At 68.3% G+C, this 18,393-nt stretch carries 15 protein-coding genes and 1 pseudogene; 6 read left to right on the top strand and 10 right to left on the bottom strand.

The features are described from left to right. Nucleotides 1-144: 144 nt before the first annotated feature. The 4 genes from nrdI to HMPREF9336_RS14740 all read right to left on the bottom strand — a co-directional run bounded on the left by nrdI (nt 145) and on the right by HMPREF9336_RS14740 (nt 2,415). Complete coding sequence (gene nrdI, locus HMPREF9336_RS14755) at nt 145-561, bottom strand: class Ib ribonucleoside-diphosphate reductase assembly flavoprotein NrdI (protein WP_007468401.1); 417 nt, start codon at nt 559-561, stop codon at nt 145-147. A gap of 20 nt (nt 562-581) precedes the next feature. Continuing rightward, nucleotides 582-857, bottom strand: a complete 276-nt coding sequence (gene nrdH, locus HMPREF9336_RS14750; protein ID WP_007468399.1) for a glutaredoxin-like protein NrdH — start codon at nt 855-857, stop codon at nt 582-584. 293 nt (nt 858-1,150) lie between these two features. Further along, nucleotides 1,151-1,690, bottom strand: coding sequence for an NAD(P)H-dependent oxidoreductase (locus tag HMPREF9336_RS14745; RefSeq protein WP_007468397.1), 540 nt, complete (start codon nt 1,688-1,690; stop codon nt 1,151-1,153). Nucleotides 1,691-1,860: 170 nt separating this feature from the next. Further along, entirely contained in the window at nt 1,861-2,415 is a 555-nt protein-coding gene (locus HMPREF9336_RS14740; protein WP_021030783.1) for a nucleosidase, read from the bottom strand. Between the two features lie 134 nt (nt 2,416-2,549). Between HMPREF9336_RS14740 and nadE the strand changes: the two genes are divergently transcribed. Further along, nucleotides 2,550-3,377, top strand: coding sequence for an ammonia-dependent NAD(+) synthetase (gene nadE / locus HMPREF9336_RS14735; protein ID WP_007468394.1), 828 nt, complete (start codon nt 2,550-2,552; stop codon nt 3,375-3,377). Between the two features lie 97 nt (nt 3,378-3,474). Here nadE and HMPREF9336_RS19105 read toward each other — a convergent pair whose 3' ends face one another. The 3 genes from HMPREF9336_RS19105 to HMPREF9336_RS14715 form a co-directional block, all read right to left on the bottom strand. After that, nucleotides 3,475-6,411 carry an N-acetylmuramoyl-L-alanine amidase gene (locus HMPREF9336_RS19105; protein ID WP_021030781.1) on the bottom strand — a complete coding sequence of 979 codons (2,937 nt, stop codon included), beginning with the start codon at nt 6,409-6,411 and terminating at the stop codon, nt 3,475-3,477. A 222-nt stretch (nt 6,412-6,633) separates the two neighbouring features. Further along, on the bottom strand, nt 6,634-7,497 hold the full coding sequence (locus tag HMPREF9336_RS14720; RefSeq protein ID WP_007468390.1) for an alpha/beta fold hydrolase: 864 nt from the start codon (nt 7,495-7,497) through the stop codon (nt 6,634-6,636). Between the two features lie 242 nt (nt 7,498-7,739). Further along, entirely contained in the window at nt 7,740-8,072 is a 333-nt protein-coding gene (locus HMPREF9336_RS14715) for a DMT family transporter (protein ID WP_007468388.1), read from the bottom strand. A 142-nt stretch (nt 8,073-8,214) separates the two neighbouring features. On the opposite strand from HMPREF9336_RS14715, the gene HMPREF9336_RS18070 reads away from it, so the two are divergent. The 5 genes and pseudogenes from HMPREF9336_RS18070 (at nt 8,215) to HMPREF9336_RS19365 (ending at nt 14,101) form a co-directional block, all read left to right on the top strand. Then, nucleotides 8,215-9,636: an ABC transporter substrate-binding protein/permease gene (locus tag HMPREF9336_RS18070; protein WP_007468386.1), complete on the top strand. Its 1,422-nt coding sequence runs from the start codon at nt 8,215-8,217 to the stop codon at nt 9,634-9,636. Then, entirely contained in the window at nt 9,633-11,372 is a 1,740-nt protein-coding gene (treZ, locus tag HMPREF9336_RS14705; protein ID WP_007468384.1) for a malto-oligosyltrehalose trehalohydrolase, read from the top strand. Before HMPREF9336_RS18070 ends, treZ begins: the two co-directional genes overlap by 4 nt. 185 nt (nt 11,373-11,557) lie before the next feature. Then, nucleotides 11,558-12,438: pseudogene (locus HMPREF9336_RS18065) on the top strand (metal-dependent hydrolase). Nucleotides 12,439-12,643: 205 nt separating this feature from the next. Further along, entirely contained in the window at nt 12,644-13,531 is an 888-nt protein-coding gene (locus HMPREF9336_RS14695; protein WP_007468381.1) for a metal-dependent hydrolase, read from the top strand. A gap of 294 nt (nt 13,532-13,825) precedes the next feature. Further along, nucleotides 13,826-14,101 carry a darcynin family protein gene (locus tag HMPREF9336_RS19365; RefSeq protein WP_211235483.1) on the top strand — a complete coding sequence of 92 codons (276 nt, stop codon included), beginning with the start codon at nt 13,826-13,828 and terminating at the stop codon, nt 14,099-14,101. Here the strand turns inward: HMPREF9336_RS19365 and HMPREF9336_RS14690 are convergent. Genes HMPREF9336_RS14690 through HMPREF9336_RS17645 form a run of 3 tightly spaced genes read right to left on the bottom strand, consistent with a single transcriptional unit; the run spans nt 14,098 to nt 18,173 of the window. Then, nucleotides 14,098-15,042 (bottom strand): NAD-dependent epimerase/dehydratase family protein, encoded by a 945-nt coding sequence (locus HMPREF9336_RS14690; protein ID WP_007468379.1) that lies wholly within the window; start codon nt 15,040-15,042, stop codon nt 14,098-14,100. The genes HMPREF9336_RS19365 and HMPREF9336_RS14690 overlap by 4 nt on opposite strands. A 60-nt stretch (nt 15,043-15,102) precedes the next feature. Beyond that, complete coding sequence (locus tag HMPREF9336_RS14685; protein ID WP_021030777.1) at nt 15,103-17,220, bottom strand: DUF6541 family protein; 2,118 nt, start codon at nt 17,218-17,220, stop codon at nt 15,103-15,105. Next, the gene (locus HMPREF9336_RS17645; RefSeq protein WP_244431679.1) at nt 17,217-18,173 is read right to left on the bottom strand and encodes a DsbA family protein; all 957 of its coding nucleotides are present in this window, start codon (nt 18,171-18,173) and stop codon (nt 17,217-17,219) included. The genes HMPREF9336_RS14685 and HMPREF9336_RS17645 overlap by 4 nt, the downstream gene beginning before the upstream one ends. Nucleotides 18,174-18,393 lie beyond the last annotated feature (220 nt).

The following is an 18,393-nucleotide window of genomic DNA, read 5'->3' as shown; positions in this document are numbered from 1 at the left end:
GCGTGGTAGTCCAAGTGCTCGGCGTGCTGCTTGTGCGCAGGCGCAGAGCCTGCCGCCGCTTGCGCGCCGGCCGGGGTGTTCAGGGTCGATGTCACCTGTGCTCCATTCTGGTTGGACTTCATAGCTTGGTCGGCGACGCCGCGCTCAGGCAGAGAAGGCGAGGTCCGCCTCGCAGATCTCGCGCACCGCCTGCACGTCTTCGGTTGTGCCCATGAGCTCGAACCGGTAGAGGAACGGCACCTGGCATTTGCTCGAGATCACGTTCCCCGCGTAGCCGTACTCGGCCCCGAAGTTCGTGTTCCCCGCGACGATCACGCCCCTGAGCAAAGCGCGGTTCTCCGGGTCGTTCAGGAACTTGATGACCTGCTTGGGCACGTACCCGCCTCCCTTGCCAGGGATGGGGTGCCCTCCGCCGTAGGTCGGGGTGATGAGCAGGTACGGCTCGCGCGCCTTGACGGAGGCCCCGTCGCCTCGGACCGGGATCCTGACGGCTTCGACGCCGAGCTTCTGCACGAAGCGATGGGTGTTCTCCGAGACCGAAGAGAAGTAGAACACGCGCATCGCCGGAAGCCTCCTCGGCCTTAAGCGGCGGCAGCCGAGGAGGCGAGGGCGGCGATCCGGTCCGGGCGGAAGCCCGACCAGTGGTCCCCGCCCGCGACGACGACCGGAGCCTGCAGGTAGCCCAGCGCCATCACGTAGTCGCGGGCTTCGGTGTCCACCGAAAGGTCCACCACCTCGTGGGCGATGCCCGCGCGGTCGAGGGCGCGGTGGGTGGCGTCGCACTGCACGCAAGCCGGCTTGGTGTACAGGGTGATCGCACGCGTCGCGTTGATGTCGCCCATGTCGAGATTGCTCATGTGATGAAAGCTCCTGGCAAGTGCTGAGGGGATAGTTTCTTTGCTCCCTCAACACTACACCTTGTGGCCGACAAGGCAAGCCAACACAACAGGTTGTGAATCACAATTGTGAAATTCCCTGGTCGTAAGCCTGTCCGCGCCACACGCCCCGGCGTGTCGGACTCCTTCGGCGTGTCGGGCCGAGGCTGGCTCTTCGTCCCCGTCCCGCCCGCGCCCGGCGCAAGGGCGGCAGAAGCGGAAAAGCCGGTGGGGCCCCGACGATTCGAGGCCCCACCGGCTTTTCCGACGGAAGCTCAGCCCTTGGCCGCCCCGACCAGCGCGGCCAAAACGGCCTTCACCCCTTCGACGATCTGCGGATCGCCCGACGGCTCGCCGTCCGGCAGCGCCCCGATGGAGGCGAACACCGTCTCCTCGATGACCGAGCCGCCCGCGACCGAGGCCGCCGCGCCAGCGAAGCCGATGGACTGCGGGCCGCCTTTCGGGTTGTACGCCGCGCCGATGACCGCGACCGGCTTGTTCGTGATCGGCCCGTCGCCGTACGGGCGGGAAGCCCAGTCGATCCCGTTCTTGAGCACGGCGGACGGGGCCCCGTTGTACGCCGGGGTCACCAGCAGCACGGCGTCCGCCCCGCTCACCGCGTCTTTGAAGCGCACGACCTCGTCCGGCAGCGGCGGGTTGTCCTCAAGGTCCTGGTTGAAGTGCGGCAACAGCTCCAACCCCGGATAGATGTCCACCGACACGCCTTCCGGCGCTGCTTCCACCGCCACCTGGGCGAGCTTGCGGTTCACCGAACCGGTCCGCACGCTCCCGACCAGCACCAGCACATTCGTCATGACTTACCTTTCCTGCGCGTCGATATGCAGCTCCGCCGAAAAGCCGCCACGACCGCAGCCCGAACTTCTCGACAAACCCCTTAGCCTCCCCGAGCATACCCAAACATCGGCCAGTCCGTCCGGACGACGACCGAAGATCCGTCAGGAGCGCGGGCCCAACGCGGGCGGCGTCATCCGAGGAAGCGCTCGCGCAGCCAACCGCCCAGCCGAGCAGCCGATTCCGCGACCTGCTCCGGCCAGCTCGTCGCCCGCTCGTCGGCCTCGTCGCTGATATGTTTGACGATCTGCAGCGTTGCCCCGAATTCGGCGCAGACGTGCGCCAACGCGAAACCCTCCATGTCCACGAGATGCGCGCCGAGCGCGAGCCTGTCGCGCAGCGCCGTGTCGTTGACGAACACGTCCCCGGTGGCCAGGACCGAGCCGTCGCCCTCGGGAATCTCGTAGCGCGCGGTGAGCGAAATGCCCATCTCCTCGATCGACGTCACGTTCATCTCGTGGTTCACGACGGCAGAGGGGAACCAGAGGCCCGAGAGGCCGGGGCGCAACGCCCCCGCCGTGCCGACGTTCACGACAAGGGGCGGTTTCGGGTCCGGCCAACGGGCCAGCGTCTTCGTGAGCGCGGTCGCCGAGGGAACCTTCCCGATCCCGCAGATCAGCAGGGGCAGGCCGGCCGGGACGCCAGCCGCTTCCGCTTCGGTCGCCGAAACGACAAGCACGTGGTTCATCCCAACAGGATGACATGGCGGAAGAAGGAAACGGCCACGCGCTCCGCGGGCCGGCCGCCGCATCCGAGGGCAGCGCCCCGAACGCCGCAAGCGCGACCCATGCCCTTTGCGCCTCCGGCGGTTACAGTGATCCCATGACGACACTGCGCGCAACGATCATCGCCGAACTCGCCGTCTCGCCGACGGTGGACTCGCAAGAAGAGATCGACCGACGGGTCGGCTTCCTCGCCGACTACCTCGTCGCCAGCGGCGCGAAAGGATTCGTGCTCGGCATCAGCGGCGGACAGGACAGCGCGCTGGCCGGCAAGCTCGCCCAGCTCGCCGCCGAGAAAGCGCGCTCGGACGGCCACGAGGCGCAGTTCTTGGCGGTGCGGCTGCCCTACGGGGCTCAGGCCGACGAGGCGGACGCGCAGATCTCGTTGCAGTTCATCGGGCCGGACCGCTCCGTGGTCGCGAACGTCAAGCCGGGGGCGGACGCCACGGCCAGCGCCGCCGCGACAGCGCTGGAAGGCGGCGAGCTGCGCGATTTCGTGCGGGGCAACATCAAGGCGCGAGAGCGGATGGTGCTGCAGTACGCGCTCGCCGGACAGCTCGGATACCTCGTCGTCGGCACCGATCACGCGGCGGAGGCGGTCACCGGATTTTTCACCAAGTACGGCGACGGCGGCGTGGACGTCACCCCGCTCAGCGGCCTGACCAAGCGCCAGGGGGCGCAGCTCCTTCGCTTCCTCGGAGCCCCGGAGTCGATCACCAAGAAAGTGCCGACCGCCGATCTCGAGGACGACCGTCCCGCGTTGCCGGACGAAGAGGCGCTCGGCCTCACATACACGCAGCTCGACGATTACCTCGAAGGCAAGCCGGTCGCCGAGGAAGTCAGCGCGAAGCTGGAGAAGATCTTCCTCGCGACACGGCACAAGCGGGCCGTCCCCGTGACGCCCTTCGACTCGTGGTGGCGCTCTTAGCCCGCGCACAGCAGAACGCGCCGACCGGAGCCTTGGGCTTCGGTCGGCGCGTTCGTTTTCCCATTCCTGCTGTGCGATGGGAGCCTTGCTGCTGCGCCTAGTTCGCGGGCGCGGGCGGCGCGACCGGCGCAGGAGCGGTCTCCTGCGCGGCCGGAGCCGCCGGGGCGGGGGCGGCGGGCACGGCCTCCGGGGCGACCGGAGAAGCGGGCACCACCGGAGCGGGAGCCTCGGGGAGGACCGGAGCCACCGGAGCGGGAGCCTCGGCCGCGGGAGCGGCAGGAGCCGAAGCTGCGGGAGCCTCGGCGACCGGAGCCGCAGGAGCCGGAGCCGCAGGAGCCTCGGCGACCGGAGCCGCTTGGACCGGGGCCTGAGGGGCAGCAGGGGTCGGAGCGGCGGGATCCGCAGGGTCTTGCTTCTTCGCGGCGCGCTGCTGCTCGAGCTGGACCACGGCCGCGGCCTGCGCCTGCGGGAGCATGTTGGACAAGCCCGGAATCACCGTGTTCATCATGGGCAGGACGGTCTGGATCTGCGAGCCCACAGCCGACACGCCTTGCCCGATGTCCTGGGACTCAGACGTGATCAACCCGCCGGCCTGCTGCGCGATCATCGTCGCGAGCCCGGACACGTCGCCCTTCTCCACCTGCTCCTTGATCTGCGGCACCAACTGCGCGATCGACATCACGTTCGGACCCGAAGGCGCCGCCTGGCCCAAACCGCCGATCCCGCCCGGCATGCTCGGAGTCCAATCCGGACTCGCCCCCGGCGGCGGCGTCAACGGCACCCCCGGCAAGCTCGGATCCACATAGCCCGCGTTCGGATCGCTCGGATTGTACCCAGGGTAACCACCCGTCGCACCAGGATACGACGGAGCCGCAGGCTGCGCGATCGGCTGCCCGCCGCCACCGGACGGATCCGGATACACCGGCGGAGCCGGAGGAGCAGGATCCCGCTTCACACCGCCCAAGAAATCCACGTCAAAACCACCACGCACACCACTCTCCGCCGCAGCAGGAGTCTGCGCCACAGCGCGCTGCTGCTCCAACTGGTTCACGGCGACGGACTGCGCCTGCGGCAGGATGTTGGACAGACCGGGCACCAGCGTGTCCATCATGGGCAACGCGTTTTGGAGCTGCGAACCGACTGCGGACACGCTCTGCTGCACGTCCGTGGAGTTCGTCTCCATCAACCCGTTCGCCTGCTGGGCGATCACCGAGGCGAGGGAGGACACGTCGCCCTTCTGCACGGCCTGCTGGATCTGGGGCAGCATCGAGACGACGGAGGCCACGTTGATGACCGGCATGCCGGTCGGGGCGGCCTGCCCCGAAGTCCCGGCAGGAGCCGTCTGGCCCAAACCGCCGACCCCGGCGGGGATGTTCGGCTGCCAATCCGGGCCCGCGCCAGCGGGAGCCGTGAGCGGCACGCCCGGCAGAGCCGGATCCACGTAACCCGCGTTCGGGTCGTTCTGCGCGTAGCCCTGGTACGACGGAGTCGCGGGCTGGGCGATCGGAGTGCCGGGGACGACCGGCGGGACCGGAGCGGGATCTCGCTTGACTCCGCCCAAGAAGTCCACGTCGTACCCGCCGCGCACCCCGGCGCCCTGCCGAGCGGCGCGCTGCTGCTCGAGCTGGACCACGGCCGCGGCCTGCGCCTGCGGGAGCATGTTGGACAAGCCCGGAATCACCGTGTTCATCATGGGCAGGACGGTCTGGATCTGCGAGCCCACAGCCGACACGCCTTGCCCGATGTCCTGGGACTCAGACGTGATCAACCCGCCGGCCTGCTGCGCGATCATCGTCGCGAGCCCGGACACGTCGCCCTTCTCCACCTGCTCCTTGATCTGCGGCACCAACTGCGCGATCGACATCACGTTCGGACCCGAAGGCGCCGCCTGGCCCAAACCGCCGATCCCGCCCGGCATGCTCGGAGTCCAATCCGGACTCGCCCCCGGCGGCGGCGTCAACGGCACCCCCGGCAAGCTCGGATCCACATAGCCCGCGTTCGGATCGCTCGGATTGTACCCAGGGTAACCACCCGTCGCACCAGGATACGACGGAGCCGCAGGCTGCGCGATCGGCTGCCCGCCGCCACCGGACGGATCCGGATACACCGGCGGAGCCGGAGGAGCAGGATCCCGCTTCACACCGCCCAAGAAATCCACGTCAAAACCACCACGCACACCACTCTCCGCCGCAGCAGGAGTCTGCGCCACAGCGGGCTTGGACGCGGTCTGGTTGCGGGCGGACTGCGCCGGGTCCGCGCCGGAGAGGTAGCGGTTGATCCCGTCCGCGAGGGCGGCGGCGTACCGCTGCTGCCCCTGCGGGCTGGTGAGCTGCGCGGCCTCCTGCGGGTTCGAGCCGTTGCCCATCTCGATCATGAGGTCCGGCACCCGTGCGAGGTTCACTCCGGCGATGTCGGAGCGGACGTCGATCCCGTTCTTGCCGAGGTAGTTGCTGACCGGGAAGCCTGCGGCGGTCATGGCGTCGCGCATGAGGTACGCGGCTTTGCGGCCTTCCCAGGACTGCACCTTGTTCGCTTCGGAGTCCGGCAGAGGGAGCGTCGGCACGATGATGTGGAAGCCGCGCTTCGACGCGTCGGCCCCGCTGGAGGTGGAGTCGGCGTGGATGTTCACGCCGACCGAGGCTCCGGAGCTGTTCTCGGCATCGGCGCGCTCGTTGACGCAGCCGCCCCAGCCGGTGTCGTCTTGACGGGAGAGGACCACCCGCGCGCCCGCCTGCTCCAGGCGCTGCTTGACCAGCTGGGCGACCTGCCAGGTGATCGTGTGCTCGGGCACCCCGGTCACCGTGGTCATCCCGCTCGTCTGGCACGCCTTCATACCGCCTCGGCCGTCGGGGACCTTGCGGTTCAGCTGGGCGGGGTTGTTCGCGGCTTGGTGGCCGGGATCGAGGAACACGGTCTTCCCGGCCAACGTGCCCTCGTGGACTGGCGTCCCTGGAGTGGCGAGCGCCGCTCCTTGGGAGCTGAGCGCCAACAGGGCGGCAGCGACTGCGCCACCGACTTTTTTCGACGTCTTCATACGCTGGCGGACGCGGGTCGGAACTCGCGCCACTCTCCTTCCATCAATAAGTCACAGCAGTAACAAGGATTAACTTCTGCAACAGAAGCCAACTCCTGTGTCACTAGTGAAACAGAGGAAACGCCAGACGCGGTGAGGCCGACACGGAGTCTGACAACCGTTAAACCCCCGTGATATCAGCGAAGCCAAACCGTGGCGGCCCCGACCGGGGTCAGGCGGCGGTCAGCTCGCGGCGTGCTCGGCGATATGCTGTAAGACCAGGTCGGCGACCACTTCCGGCTTCTCGTCCGGAATCCAATGGCTGACCCCTGGCAGCATCTCGAGCCGAAACGGGCCGTCCACGCCGCGCCCGGCCCGCCGCATGGCGACCGGCGAGATCGCCACATCGGCGTCGCTGCCGATCATCAAGGTGGGCGAAGAGACCTTTTTCAGCATCGAGGGAGAGGAGAAGGCGGCCCCCCGGTACACCCCGATGCTGCTGTGCGCGGTCTCGGGATCCGCCATCTTCGCCAGATCTCGCCGAACCCGCTCCGGCGTCTGCCCGCTGCCGATCAGCCGTCGGTAGATGAATCCGTCCTGCCTGGCCAAAAGCCGCTCCGGCAGCCAAGGGATCTGGAACAGCCCGGCGTACCACGAGCGCCGCATCTGGTCGAGGATGGTCCAAGGGCCGACCCCAAGGGCGGCGCGCGGATGCGGCACCGAGATCGCGGTGAGCGTGCGCACCAAGTCCGGGCGGGCCGAGGCCAGCCCCCATGCCGCCATCGCGCCCCAGTCGTGGCCGACCACGTGCGCCGGGGCGAGCCCGTGCGACACGATCAGCTCCACGACGTCCGCGACGATCTCCTGCTGCCGATAGGCGAATCGGGAACGAGGGCGGGCTCCCGGACTCGTGCCGCGCATGAGCGGGACGATGGTCCGGTACCCCCGCGCGTGCAAGATCTCCGCGACCTGATCCCATTCTTCGAACCCTTGCGGCCAACCGTGCAAAAGCACCACGGGCGCGCCTTCCAACGGTCCGGCGTCGCTGACGTCGAAGACGAGTCCGGCTCTCTTGAACTGGGCGATCCGCTGTGTGATGTATGCCATAAAGGCTAATATACCGGACGCGCGATTCCGCCGTTGCCCGGATCTCCCCCAGCCGAGGACGTGGCAGTGGCCACAAGGGCGGTGCGCTCGGCCGTCCCCAGATACCGCAGCGGCTCGCTGCTCTTGCGCCTTCGTGGTCAGCGCTTCCAGCGGCACGGCGCGGGGCGCTTGGAGGCCATGGCGCAAGTCCGCGTCCGGCCGCCCCGCGCGCTGGATTGCCGCCGCGCTCCTTGACCGGCCCTTCAGCCGGCGCCGCTGCCGAGGTTCACCAGCACCACGCCGACCACCGTGACCCCCAGCCCGACCAGCGTCGTCGTGGAGAGATGCTGGCGGAACCACAGCCACCCGATCAGCGTGATGAGCACCGTGCCAGCGGCGGACCAGATCGCGTACGCGACCCCGACCGGGATTTCCTTGAGCGTCAAACTCAAAAAGTAGAACGCGGCCCCATAGCCCGCCACCACCAACGCGAGCGGCAGAGGGCTCTTGGCCCCGTCCACTTGCTTGAGCGATGTTGTGGCGACCACCTCGCACAGGATCGCCGCCACGAGGTACGCCCAGTTCGCGCTGATCACCCGTGCAAGCCTAGCCGAACCGGGCCCACGCCACGACCAGGCCGAAGCCGCCCGCCGCCGCCGAGCGAGCGTCTGGAAAAGCCGTTAGGGTGAGCGCGTCCGCCGCTGGAAGGAGCCTGTCATCCGCCGTCACGCACTCGTCTTGACCGCCGTGCTGTGCCTGCTGTGGGGCGCTGTCGGCTCCCCAGCCAGCGCAGAGCAGGCATTGCGCTTCGGCACCGAAGGCACCTACTCCCCGTTCACGTACCACGACCCCGCCACGGGCGAGCTCGTCGGGCTCGACGTCGAAGTCGCACGGGCCCTGGCCGCGAAAATGGGGCGGCGGGCCGAATTCGTCGAGGCTCCCTTCGACTCCCTTTTCGCCGGATTGGACGCTGGGCAATTCGATTTCGTCGCCAACCAGATCGCGGCCACGCCCGAACGCGAGCAGGCGTACAGCCTCACCGCCCCGTACATCTACGCGACCGGCCTGATCATCACGCGGGCGGGCGACGACTCGATCCGCTCCCCCGGCGATCTGAAAGGCAAACTCGTCGCCGACTCCCCGGTGAGCAACTGGGGCGTGCTCGCCGCGAAGCTCGGGGCCAGGCTCGAAGCTTCCGACGCGACCCAAGCGCTCATCCTCTTAGAGCAAGGCCGAGTCGACGCGGTGGTCCAAGACGACCTGACTTTTCTCGCGTACAAAGCGAAAGTGCCGCAGGCGAAGGTGGACATCGCCGTCCGGCTCGCCGAACGGGCCCCGTCCGTCTTCCCCGCCCGCAAGGGCGACCCGTTGGCAGGCCAGGCCAGCGCAGCGCTCGAGGCGCTGCGCGCGGACGGGACGTTGGATCGGATCAGCGCCAAATACTTGCGGCCGGAGCAGGCCCCCGCTGCGGCCCGGCTCCCGAGCCAGTGGGAGACAGTCGCAGCGAACCTGTGGCCGATGGCCAAGGCGCTGGCGAGGGTCACCCTGCCGCTCGCCGCGATCTGTTTCGTCCTCGGGCTCGTGATCGCCGTGCTCACCGCCCTGGCTCGCATATCGCGCAATCGGGCCGTGTCCGCGCTCGCCCGAAGCTATGTGTCCGTGATCCGGGGCACTCCGCTTTTGGTGCAGCTCTTCTTGATCTACTTCGCCTTGCCCGAGTTCGGGGTGAAGCTGCCGCCGTTCCCCTCCGCCGTCGTGGCGCTCTCCCTCAGCGTCGGGGCGTACGCCTCGGAAGTCGTGCGCGCCGCGATCCTCGCCGTCCCGAGCGGACAGAGCGAAGCCGCTCGGGCACTCGGGTTCTCCCGAGGGCAGACGCTCCGGCTGGTCGTGTTCCCGCAGGCGGCCAAAATCGCCGTGCCCCCGCTGTCGAACACGCTGATCGCGCTGGTCAAAGACACCTCGCTGGCGGCGACGATCCAGGTCACCGAGCTGTTCCGCACCGCGCAAATCGCGGCGGCCCCGATCTTCCGATATTTCGCGCTCTACGCCACGGCGGCCGTCTTCTATTGGGTCGTCTGCCTCGTGCTGTCCTGGTTCCAAGGCAGGCTGGAGCGCCGGCTCGAGCGAGGCGCGGCGAATACCAGCACAATGGTCGGGTGACGCAAAGCTTCTCCGTATGGGCGCCAAACGCGCAACAGGTCCGTGTCCGAGTCGACGGGGACGACCACGTGATGCGCCAGACGGGCGGCGGCTGGTGGGCCGCCGAGGTCGGCTGCTCCCCGCAAGCCCGCTACGGCTATCTCCTCGACGAGGACCCCAAGCCGCTGCCCGACCCGCGCTCCCCGCGCCAGCCGGACGGGGTGCACGGGCTCTCCCAGCGCTTCGCGGTGGACCCCGAGTCGTGGACGGACGCGAGATGGACGGGCAGGCAGCTCGCGGGCGGCGTGCTCTACGAGTTGCACATCGGGACGTTCACCCCGGAGGGCACGTTCGCGGCGGCGGCGGCGAAGCTCGACCACCTCGTCGCCCTCGGCGTCACATTCGTCGAGGTGATGCCGGTGAACGCGTATAACGGCGAATGGGGCTGGGGCTACGACGGCGTGGACTGGTACGCGGTGCACGAGCCGTACGGCGGTCCCGGCGAGTTCGCGAAGTTCGTCGACGCCTGCCATGGCAAGGGCCTGGCGGTCTGCTTGGACGTGGTGTACAACCACTTGGGGCCGTCCGGGAACTACCTGAACCGTTTCGGCCCGTATCTGAACCCGGACGCGACGATTTGGGGCCCAAGGGTGAATCTGGACGGGGCCGATTCCGACGAGGTCCGCCGGTACGTGATCGACAACGCGCTGCGGTGGTTCGAGGAGTTCCACGTCGACGCGCTGCGGCTGGACGCGGTGCACGCGCTCTCGGACTCCACCGCGATCCCGATCCTCGCCGAGCTCGCCTCGGCGGCAGAGGCGTTGTCCGCAAAGGTCGGCAGGCCGCTGTCCCTCATCGCGGAGAGCGACCTGAACGACCCGAAGACCACCACGCCGCAGGCCTCGGGCGGGGACGGCCTCGCCGCGCAGTGGGACGACGACGTGCACCACGCGATCCATACGGCCGTATCCGGAGAGCGGCAGGGCTACTACGGCGACTTCGGCTCCCTCGCGTGCCTGGCCACGACGCTCGAGCGGGCGTTCTTCCACGCGGGCACCTACTCCTCGTTCCGCAAACGCCGCCACGGCAGGCCGATCGACCCCCAGACCGCTCCCGCCTCCCGTTTCGTCGTCTACACCTGCAACCACGACCAAGTCGGCAATCGCGCGACCGGCGACCGGCCCTCCACCTACCTCACGCCGGGGCAGCTCGCCATCAAAGCCGCGCTGGTGCTGCTCTCCCCTTTCACCCCGATGCTGTTCATGGGCGAGGAATGGGGCGCGTCGACTCCGTTCCAGTTCTTCAGCTCCCATCCCGAGCCGGAGATCGCGAAGGCGACCAGCCAAGGGCGGCGCAGTGAGTTCGCCGAACACGGCTGGTCCGCCGAGGAGGTGCCCGACCCACAAGACCCGGCGACCTTCCAGCGCTCCAAGCTGGACTGGTCCGAGATCTCCCGCGAGCCGCACGAGCGGCTGCTCCTGTGCTACCGGGACTTGCTCGCACTGCGCGCGGCCCATCGGGAATTCACCGACCCGCGCCTGACGAACGTCCGGACCGAGCACGATGAGCAGGCGCGATGGTTCCTGCTCCACAGGGGGCGCTTCACCGTGGCGGTGAACCTCGCCGCGCACGATGTCGCCGTGCCGGCTTCGGGCGAAGTCGTCTTGGCCTGGGGCGAGCCCGCCATTGACGGGGAACGCGCGACGCTTCCCCCGCACAGCTTCGCCGTGTTCCTCCGGCCTTCGTCGACGACATAACCGCAGGTCGCACACACGGGACGGAGGGCGGCCCCCGCTTTTTGCGCGCAACGGCACGAGCAATCGTTGTGCCCCACGCCACTAAGTGGTACTCTCGGTATCTGATATCTCATATGAGATACACGATCAATCCTTGAAATCCCGGACCCGTCTGAGGCCCGCCGAGCGCACCCTTGGAGACGACCATGCCCCAGCCCACAAGCACCCGCTACCCGAAAGTCCGGCGAATCCTATTCCGATTCGGCGACCCCGAGCCGATGCGGCGCTACTTCGCGGACAACAACATCGTGTACAGCCATTTCGTCGCGGGGCTCTCGTTCGGCTTCCCGCCCGGCGAAGAAGCCTTCATCCGCGCCGTGCGCCGCTACTCCGACCACGTGGTCGATCCCGTGCTCAAAAAGCGCGTCGCGGGATTCATCGGACAGGAGGCCGTGCACGGCCAGCAGCACAACAGCCTCAACGAGAAGCTGATCGAACTCGGCTACCGCGACCAGGCCGCGAAGAGCCTCGAGCGCATGCGGCGCCTAGAAGAGCGCTACCTCGACAAAATCCGAAGCGCTTCCCCCTGCTGCGCTACGCGACGTTGGCGGGAACCGCTCTGGCCGAGCACTTCACGGCGGTCGCCGCTGCGCGGACGCTCACCACCCCGCAAATTCAGGCGATGATGACCGACCCGGAGGTCCGGCAACTGCTCAACTGGCACGCCTTCGAGGAGCTGGAGCACAAGTCCGTCGCCTTCGACGTCTACCGCGCCGCGAACGGGCCCGAATGGCTCCGCGTCTGGATGATGCGGATCGCCGTGCCCCTCATGACCCCGCTCCTGATCCTCAGCACCTTGGTTTCGATCGTGGCGACCGACCCCGTCGGGCGGCGCCAGCCGGTCCGGATCCTGCGCGAGACTTGGCAGCTCCTGCGCGGCCCGCTGCTCAAAGGCGCGTTCACGGAGGCGTGGGCCTTCACCCGGTGGGGCTTCCATCCGGACGACATCGACACCACCGCCCTGCTGGAGAAGTGGAGCGAGGAGCTTTTCGGCAAGGACGGCGAACTCGTCGGCCACCTCAGATAGCATCGCGCCCAGTCTCCGCCGAGCGATCGCGCGCCGCGACCTCGGACTTGGACCGCCCCCGCGCGATCGTTCGGCGAGACACGCGACTTCCTCCACCAGATTATGCCCGAAACAATTTAGTGATACCATTGGTATGAGATATTTCGCGGGTCCGGAGCAACCACGGAACGCCGCCCTCAAACCGTCAAACGCATAGGAAGCGACCATGGCCCCACAAGCAAAAACGAAAGCGCTCTACCCCAAGGTCCGGCGGATCCGGTTCCCGTTCGGCGAGCCCGAGCCGATGGATCGCTACTACGCGGACGACAACATCGCGCTCAGCCATTTCGTCGCGGGGCTCTCGTTCGGCTTCCCGCCCGGCGAAGAAGCCTTCATCCGGTCGGTGCGCCGTTTCTCGGACAAGGTCACCGACCCGGTCCTCAAGAAGCGAGTGGCAGGGTTCATCGGCCAGGAGGCCGTGCACGGCCAGCAGCACAACAGCCTCAACGAGAAGCTGGCCGAACTCGGCTACCAGAACCGGAGCGAGGCCTTCTTCAAATACTTCATCCGGTACGAGGAGCGATTCCTCGACAGGGATCCGAAACGGCACCCGCTGCTTCGCTACGCCTCCCTCGCCTCGACCGCGCTGGCCGAGCACTTCACCGCCATCGCGGCGACTCGGCTGCTCACCACCCCAGAAGTCCAGGCGCTGCTGACCGACCCCGAGGTGAAGAACCTGCTGAACTGGCACGCCTTCGAGGAGCTGGAGCACAAGTCCGTCGCCTTCGACGTCTACCGCGCCGCGAACGGGCCCGAATGGCTCCGCGTCTGGATGATGCGGGCCGCCGTCGTCCTCATGGGTCCGGCTCTGATCCTGTCCACCGTCGCCTCCATCGCGGCCACCGACCCGGTCGGACGGCGCCAGCCCATCCGGGTCGCCCGCGAGATGTGGCAGCTGCTGCGCGGCCCCTTCATCAAGGGCATCATCCCCGAGATGTGGGAGTTCACCCGGTGGGGCTTCCACCCGGACGACATCGACACCACCGCCCTGCTGGAGAAGTGGAGCGAGGAGCTTTTCGGCAAGGACGGCGAGCTCGTCGGCCACCTCAAGTAGCCGCGCCGCACGCCTCTCGAAGGTGGCGCGCCGTTCTCCGGCGCGCCACCTCGCCCGTCCGGGCCCCGGACAACGCCCGGCAGCCCCGCTTGACGGCCGCAGAATTTTTGAGCGTCCTCGCCTGACAAACATCGTTCGTGGCGCTGACAACCTCACAGGTCAACGGAGAGGGCCGTTGACCTGTCGCGCCAGTCCTCTCCGGCAGGATCGCGAGTATTGCGAGGAAAACATGTCCAACCCCGTGATGACCGTGTCATGCTGGTGAAAACCAGCCCCGAATGACTCGGCTTCCCCATCGACAAGCGATTCGCCAAGCTCACGACGCATTCGGAGTCCGCGCTGCGCCGCCACCCCTCGGTCAAGCTGCGCTGGTTCGACGTCGAGTTCTCCACCACCAAGGCTTCGGACATCCTCGTCTGGGAGACGACCTCCCAGCACGAGTACGAGCTGCTGGTCGAAGAACTCCGCGAGACGCCGCTCTGGGACCGATACTTCACGATCGTGGAGATCCTGCCCGGCGTGGAGAACGCCGACGCGGATAATGACAACCGCAAGGCCGTCGGCGCTTAGCCCGCCGCCGATCGGAAATACGCCACCGAGCGGCGGATTCCTTCAGCGAGGTCGGTGCTCGGCTCCCAGCCGAGCACCGACCTCGCTTTCGCCGGGTCCAAGCAGGAGCGGGCAAGGTCGCCGAGCCGGGCAGGCGCGAACTCCGGATCGTCGGGCACACCGACCGCTTGCGCGACGAGGCTGTGCAGCTCCCGGTCGGAAGTCTCCACGCCGGTGCCGATGTTGAACCGCTCCCCGCCGCCCGAAGCGCCGCTGGCCAGCACGAACGCGTCCACGACATCGTCAACGTACACGTAATCCCTCGTGTTCGTCCCCGCGCCGAAGACTTTCGTCGGCTTCCCCGCCAGCAGCGCCCCGGCGAAGATCGCGATGACCCCCGCCTCCCCGTGCGGGTTCTGCCTCGGCCCGTACACGTTCGCGAGGGCGAGGTGCGAGCAGTCCAGCCCGTGCAGTCTGCGGAACATGTTCAGGTACAGCTCGCCGCAGGCCTTGCTTGCGGCGTACGGGGACAGCGGGGCGACAGGAGTCTCCTCGTCCACCGGGAAACCCGTCGGGTCGCCGTAAATGGATCCGCCCGAGGAGGTGAAGACGATCTTCCGCGCTCCCGCGGCAGCCGCCGCCAGCGCCAAATTCACCGTGCCGAGCACGTTCACCCGCGCGTCGTGGGCCGGATCGGCCACCGATTTGCGGACGTCGATCTGCGCGGCCAGGTGGAAGACCACCTCTGGCTTCGAGTCCGCGAGCACGTCCGCGACCGCTGGCGAGTTCAAGTCCACTTCCCAAAGCCTTTGGAACCGGTCGTTGCGCTCGGCCTGGACGAGGTTCCCGGCTTTGCCCGAGCTCAAATCGTCGAGGACTCCGACCTCGTGGCCGTCCGCCAGCAATCGGTCCACCAGGGTGGACCCGATGAACCCTGCTCCACCAGTCACTAATGCGCGCATTCCGGCACCCTAGCAGGGCCGCGCGGCAGAAGACGCGAACACACCCGTGTGGGCGAGGGCTCAGCCTTTGCAGAAATGGTTCTGGTCGTTCGAGACGACCGGATCTTCCTGGTCATGCCGCACGGCCAGATCTCTGAACTCGTAGATCGTCACCGGCCCGTCGTGGTAAACCGGCAGGACACCGGGCGCGTCGATGAGGTGGACGAAGGGGTCTGGATGATCCGGCCAATAGTTCGGCGGGCTCTGGAGAGCGTAGCGGACACGCAGCCGCCGCAACGCGTCGGCGACCCGCCAATCCCGGCCAGCCGAGGCGGCGAACCAGTAGACGCACGCTTGGTCGGCGCTGAAGCTGGGGCTGCGATAGTGCGCGAACATCGGCTTCAGGCCCGCCTCCGCGTACATCCATCCGGTGCCCTGTTCGAGCTGGTTGAGGACGACCGTGCCGTTCACGTCCGGCCGCGCGGCGAGCCAATGGTACGCCTTGACGTCTTCCGGTCCGACCAGCCAATCGTTTCGGCTGCTCGAGGCCAGCGCCCCGCGTTCGAGGCGCATGTGGTGCCCGTAGCCAAGGATGAGCGCCATGACGAGCCCGAACGCCGAGGGGGCCGCCCAGCGGCGCGCGAACGCCGCCGGGCGCAGAAGCCGTTCGGCGCAGCACAGCGCCGCAGCCACCCCGAAGCCGAAGAACCCGGTCACCAGCAGCGTCAGCACCTCGGCCAAGCGATGGGGGTCGTGGTAGAAGCTGCCGCTGGCTTTGTCCAAGAACCACGGGACGGTGAACGACGGCCAGTCCGAGGAGGGCCTGCCGTCCGGATGCAGCGGCAACGGCCCGCATTGCGGGTACGGATGGCACACGCCAGGGCCGAATGGCACAAGATCGTTCGTGGCGACCACCACGAAGAGCGCCCAGAGCACCGGGGCCCACCACTGCCGCAGCCACAACGCCGCGAGCAGGCCCGCCGCCGCGACGGCGAGCAACGGCAGCATCAGGTGCGCGCGATGCTCGAACGGCGCGCTCTCGTCCGCGGTCCTCGACACGAGACCCGCTGTGCGCAACGCCGCTTGGGCGTGCGTGAGAGTGAGGTCGTACCAGTAGAACGGGAACGCGTCGGTCTCGTTCGAAGCGGACCTGAGGCCCAAAGCCATCGGGGCGAGCAGCGCCCCCGCGCCTGCGGGGATCGCCGCGAGGGTCGCGAAATCCTTCAGACGGGTCGCGACCGGGCTCCACAGCAGCTGCGTCGCCCACCAGAGCATCAGCAAGGCCGCCACCACGACCGTCGCCGAAGGATGCGCGGCGGTCACCCCGGCGAGGGCGAGGACGGCGACCGGCAACCGGGACCGGTCCCGCACGCACGACATCGCGAGCACTGCGACCACCGGGGCGAGGGCGATGGCCACCGCGGAGGGGACCGAGCCGAAAGCCTCTTCCTCGTAGAGCGAAGGGAACAGCGCCGAGCCCGCGGCGGCGGCGCTCGCCCCGTACGCGGCCCACCGCTCCCCGAGTTTGCCCCGCGCGAGCTGCCACGTCAACGCAGCCGCGCTGATCGGGAGGACGACGGCGGGGGTGATCACCGACGCGATGTTGTACAGCTGGGGGTAACCGGACCGGACCCCGAGCAGCGCAGCGGCCGGCTCGCCGAGCGCGACCAGCGCATGCCAGGCGTCCGGATAGAAATGCCCGTCGTGGTTGTCCGAATTGATGAGCTCCCCGGTGCGGATCGGGGAAGCGACCCCGGTCTCGGCGATGAACCGGATCAAATTGGCGTGCCACAGGGCGTCCCAGACCTGGCTGATGTTGTCGAACCCCCGAGAGGTCCGCAGCTGCATCCAACGCAGACAGGTGTAGCTGAAGATCCCCGCGCCGATCGCCACGCCCGAGCCGATCGTGGCGGCCGACCGCCTCGACATGGGCTCTGCCGGTTCCACCGGGGGCCAGACCCTGCCTCGGTACGCCGCCGCGGCCCAGAGCAGGAGGAACACCGCAGAGGCCGCGACGAGGTTCCAGCGGATCGGGGTGAAGCCGAGCCAGAGCGTCGCGAACCCCACCACGCCGAGGGTCACGGCGGGGCCCGCCGCGAGCGCGGACGCGCCGGGCAGGCCCGCCGCTTTCGCGAGCGCCGCGCCAGGCAGGACGAGCAACGCCGCGACGACGAGCGCGACGACGGCGGCTTCGATCATTCGCCAGGCCCAGCGGGCGGCGCGGGCGATTGCTCCGGAGCGGGAGCGGGCGCGGGAGCCCCCTCCGGCGCGGGCGATTGTTCCGGCGCAGGAGCAGGGGCCGGAGTAGGCGCGGGAGCCCCCTCCGGAGCGGGAGCGGGAGCCCCTTCCGGAGCGGGAGCGGGAGCCCCTTCCGGAGCGGGAGCCTGCGTCGTGGGCGGCAGCGTCTCCGAGGGACGGGTGACGGTGGCTTCCGGTCCGACTTCTTGGTGCGGCACGTTCACCCCTGTGGCGAGCCCCCCGGTGTCGGCGGTCTCCGCAGGGGCCGTCGACGAGCTCGGTGACACCAGCTGGTTCAACCATTGGCCGTCGGCGTCCAAGACGAACGGGTGGCCCATGAAGGTGGCCCATGGCGTTCCCCGTCCCCCCTGGCCGGACATCCTCGCCATGTTCCGCAAATGGATTTGGTGCGAGTCGACGTTCTCGCGGTCTTGGCCGGTCGCGATGAACTGCGCAGCGGATTCCGGAGCCCCGACCTGCCGGGCGATGTCCGCCAGCTCTTGGTCGGTGAGGTCTTTGAGCGCGCCTTGATGCGGCTGGATGTCCTTGTCGAAAAGCCTTCGCACGAACTTCCAGGCCATGTCCGCCGTCTGCGACTCCCCTGTCACCAAATAGGCGGCGATCAGCGCCCTGCTGGAATAAGAGGCCGACGCTGAGTACGGGTCGAGGTAGCTGACCAGCCGCAGATTCACCACGAGCTTGCGCGCCTCGATCTGTTTGCGCATTTCCTCGCCGAACAGCTGGATCAACGTCGCGCAGTTCGGGTCGATGAAATCGAGGTACAGATCGATCGGCCGCAACGCCTCCGGGTCGCCGATCTGCAGCACCTCTTCCAGCACTGCCGCCGGAGCCGGGCCAAGATCGGCGGGCGGCTCCGGGTCCGCCGCGCTTCGCACGGCGCAGAAACTTGCCACGATCAGAGCGAACGCGACCGCCAGACCGCACCACCTTGCCAAATTCTGTGCCAAACCACGTTGAGACACGACCGATCCACGCATAGGCTCAGGATAACGAGGCATCTGCCGTCATACCCGCCAACCGGCGCAGGGGCGTGTCCCCCGGTTCCGGAGGAAGGCTCCTCGCCGGGAACGCAGACTCGACTGGCGGGATCCAGCTGCCTTCTACCGGACGGAG

Source organism: Segniliparus rugosus ATCC BAA-974 (assembly GCF_000185725.2).
Lineage (GTDB): Bacteria > Actinomycetota > Actinomycetes > Mycobacteriales > Mycobacteriaceae > Segniliparus > Segniliparus rugosus.
Note: the sequence above shows the minus strand (reverse complement) of the source record. Positions and strands in the feature narration are given on the sequence as shown.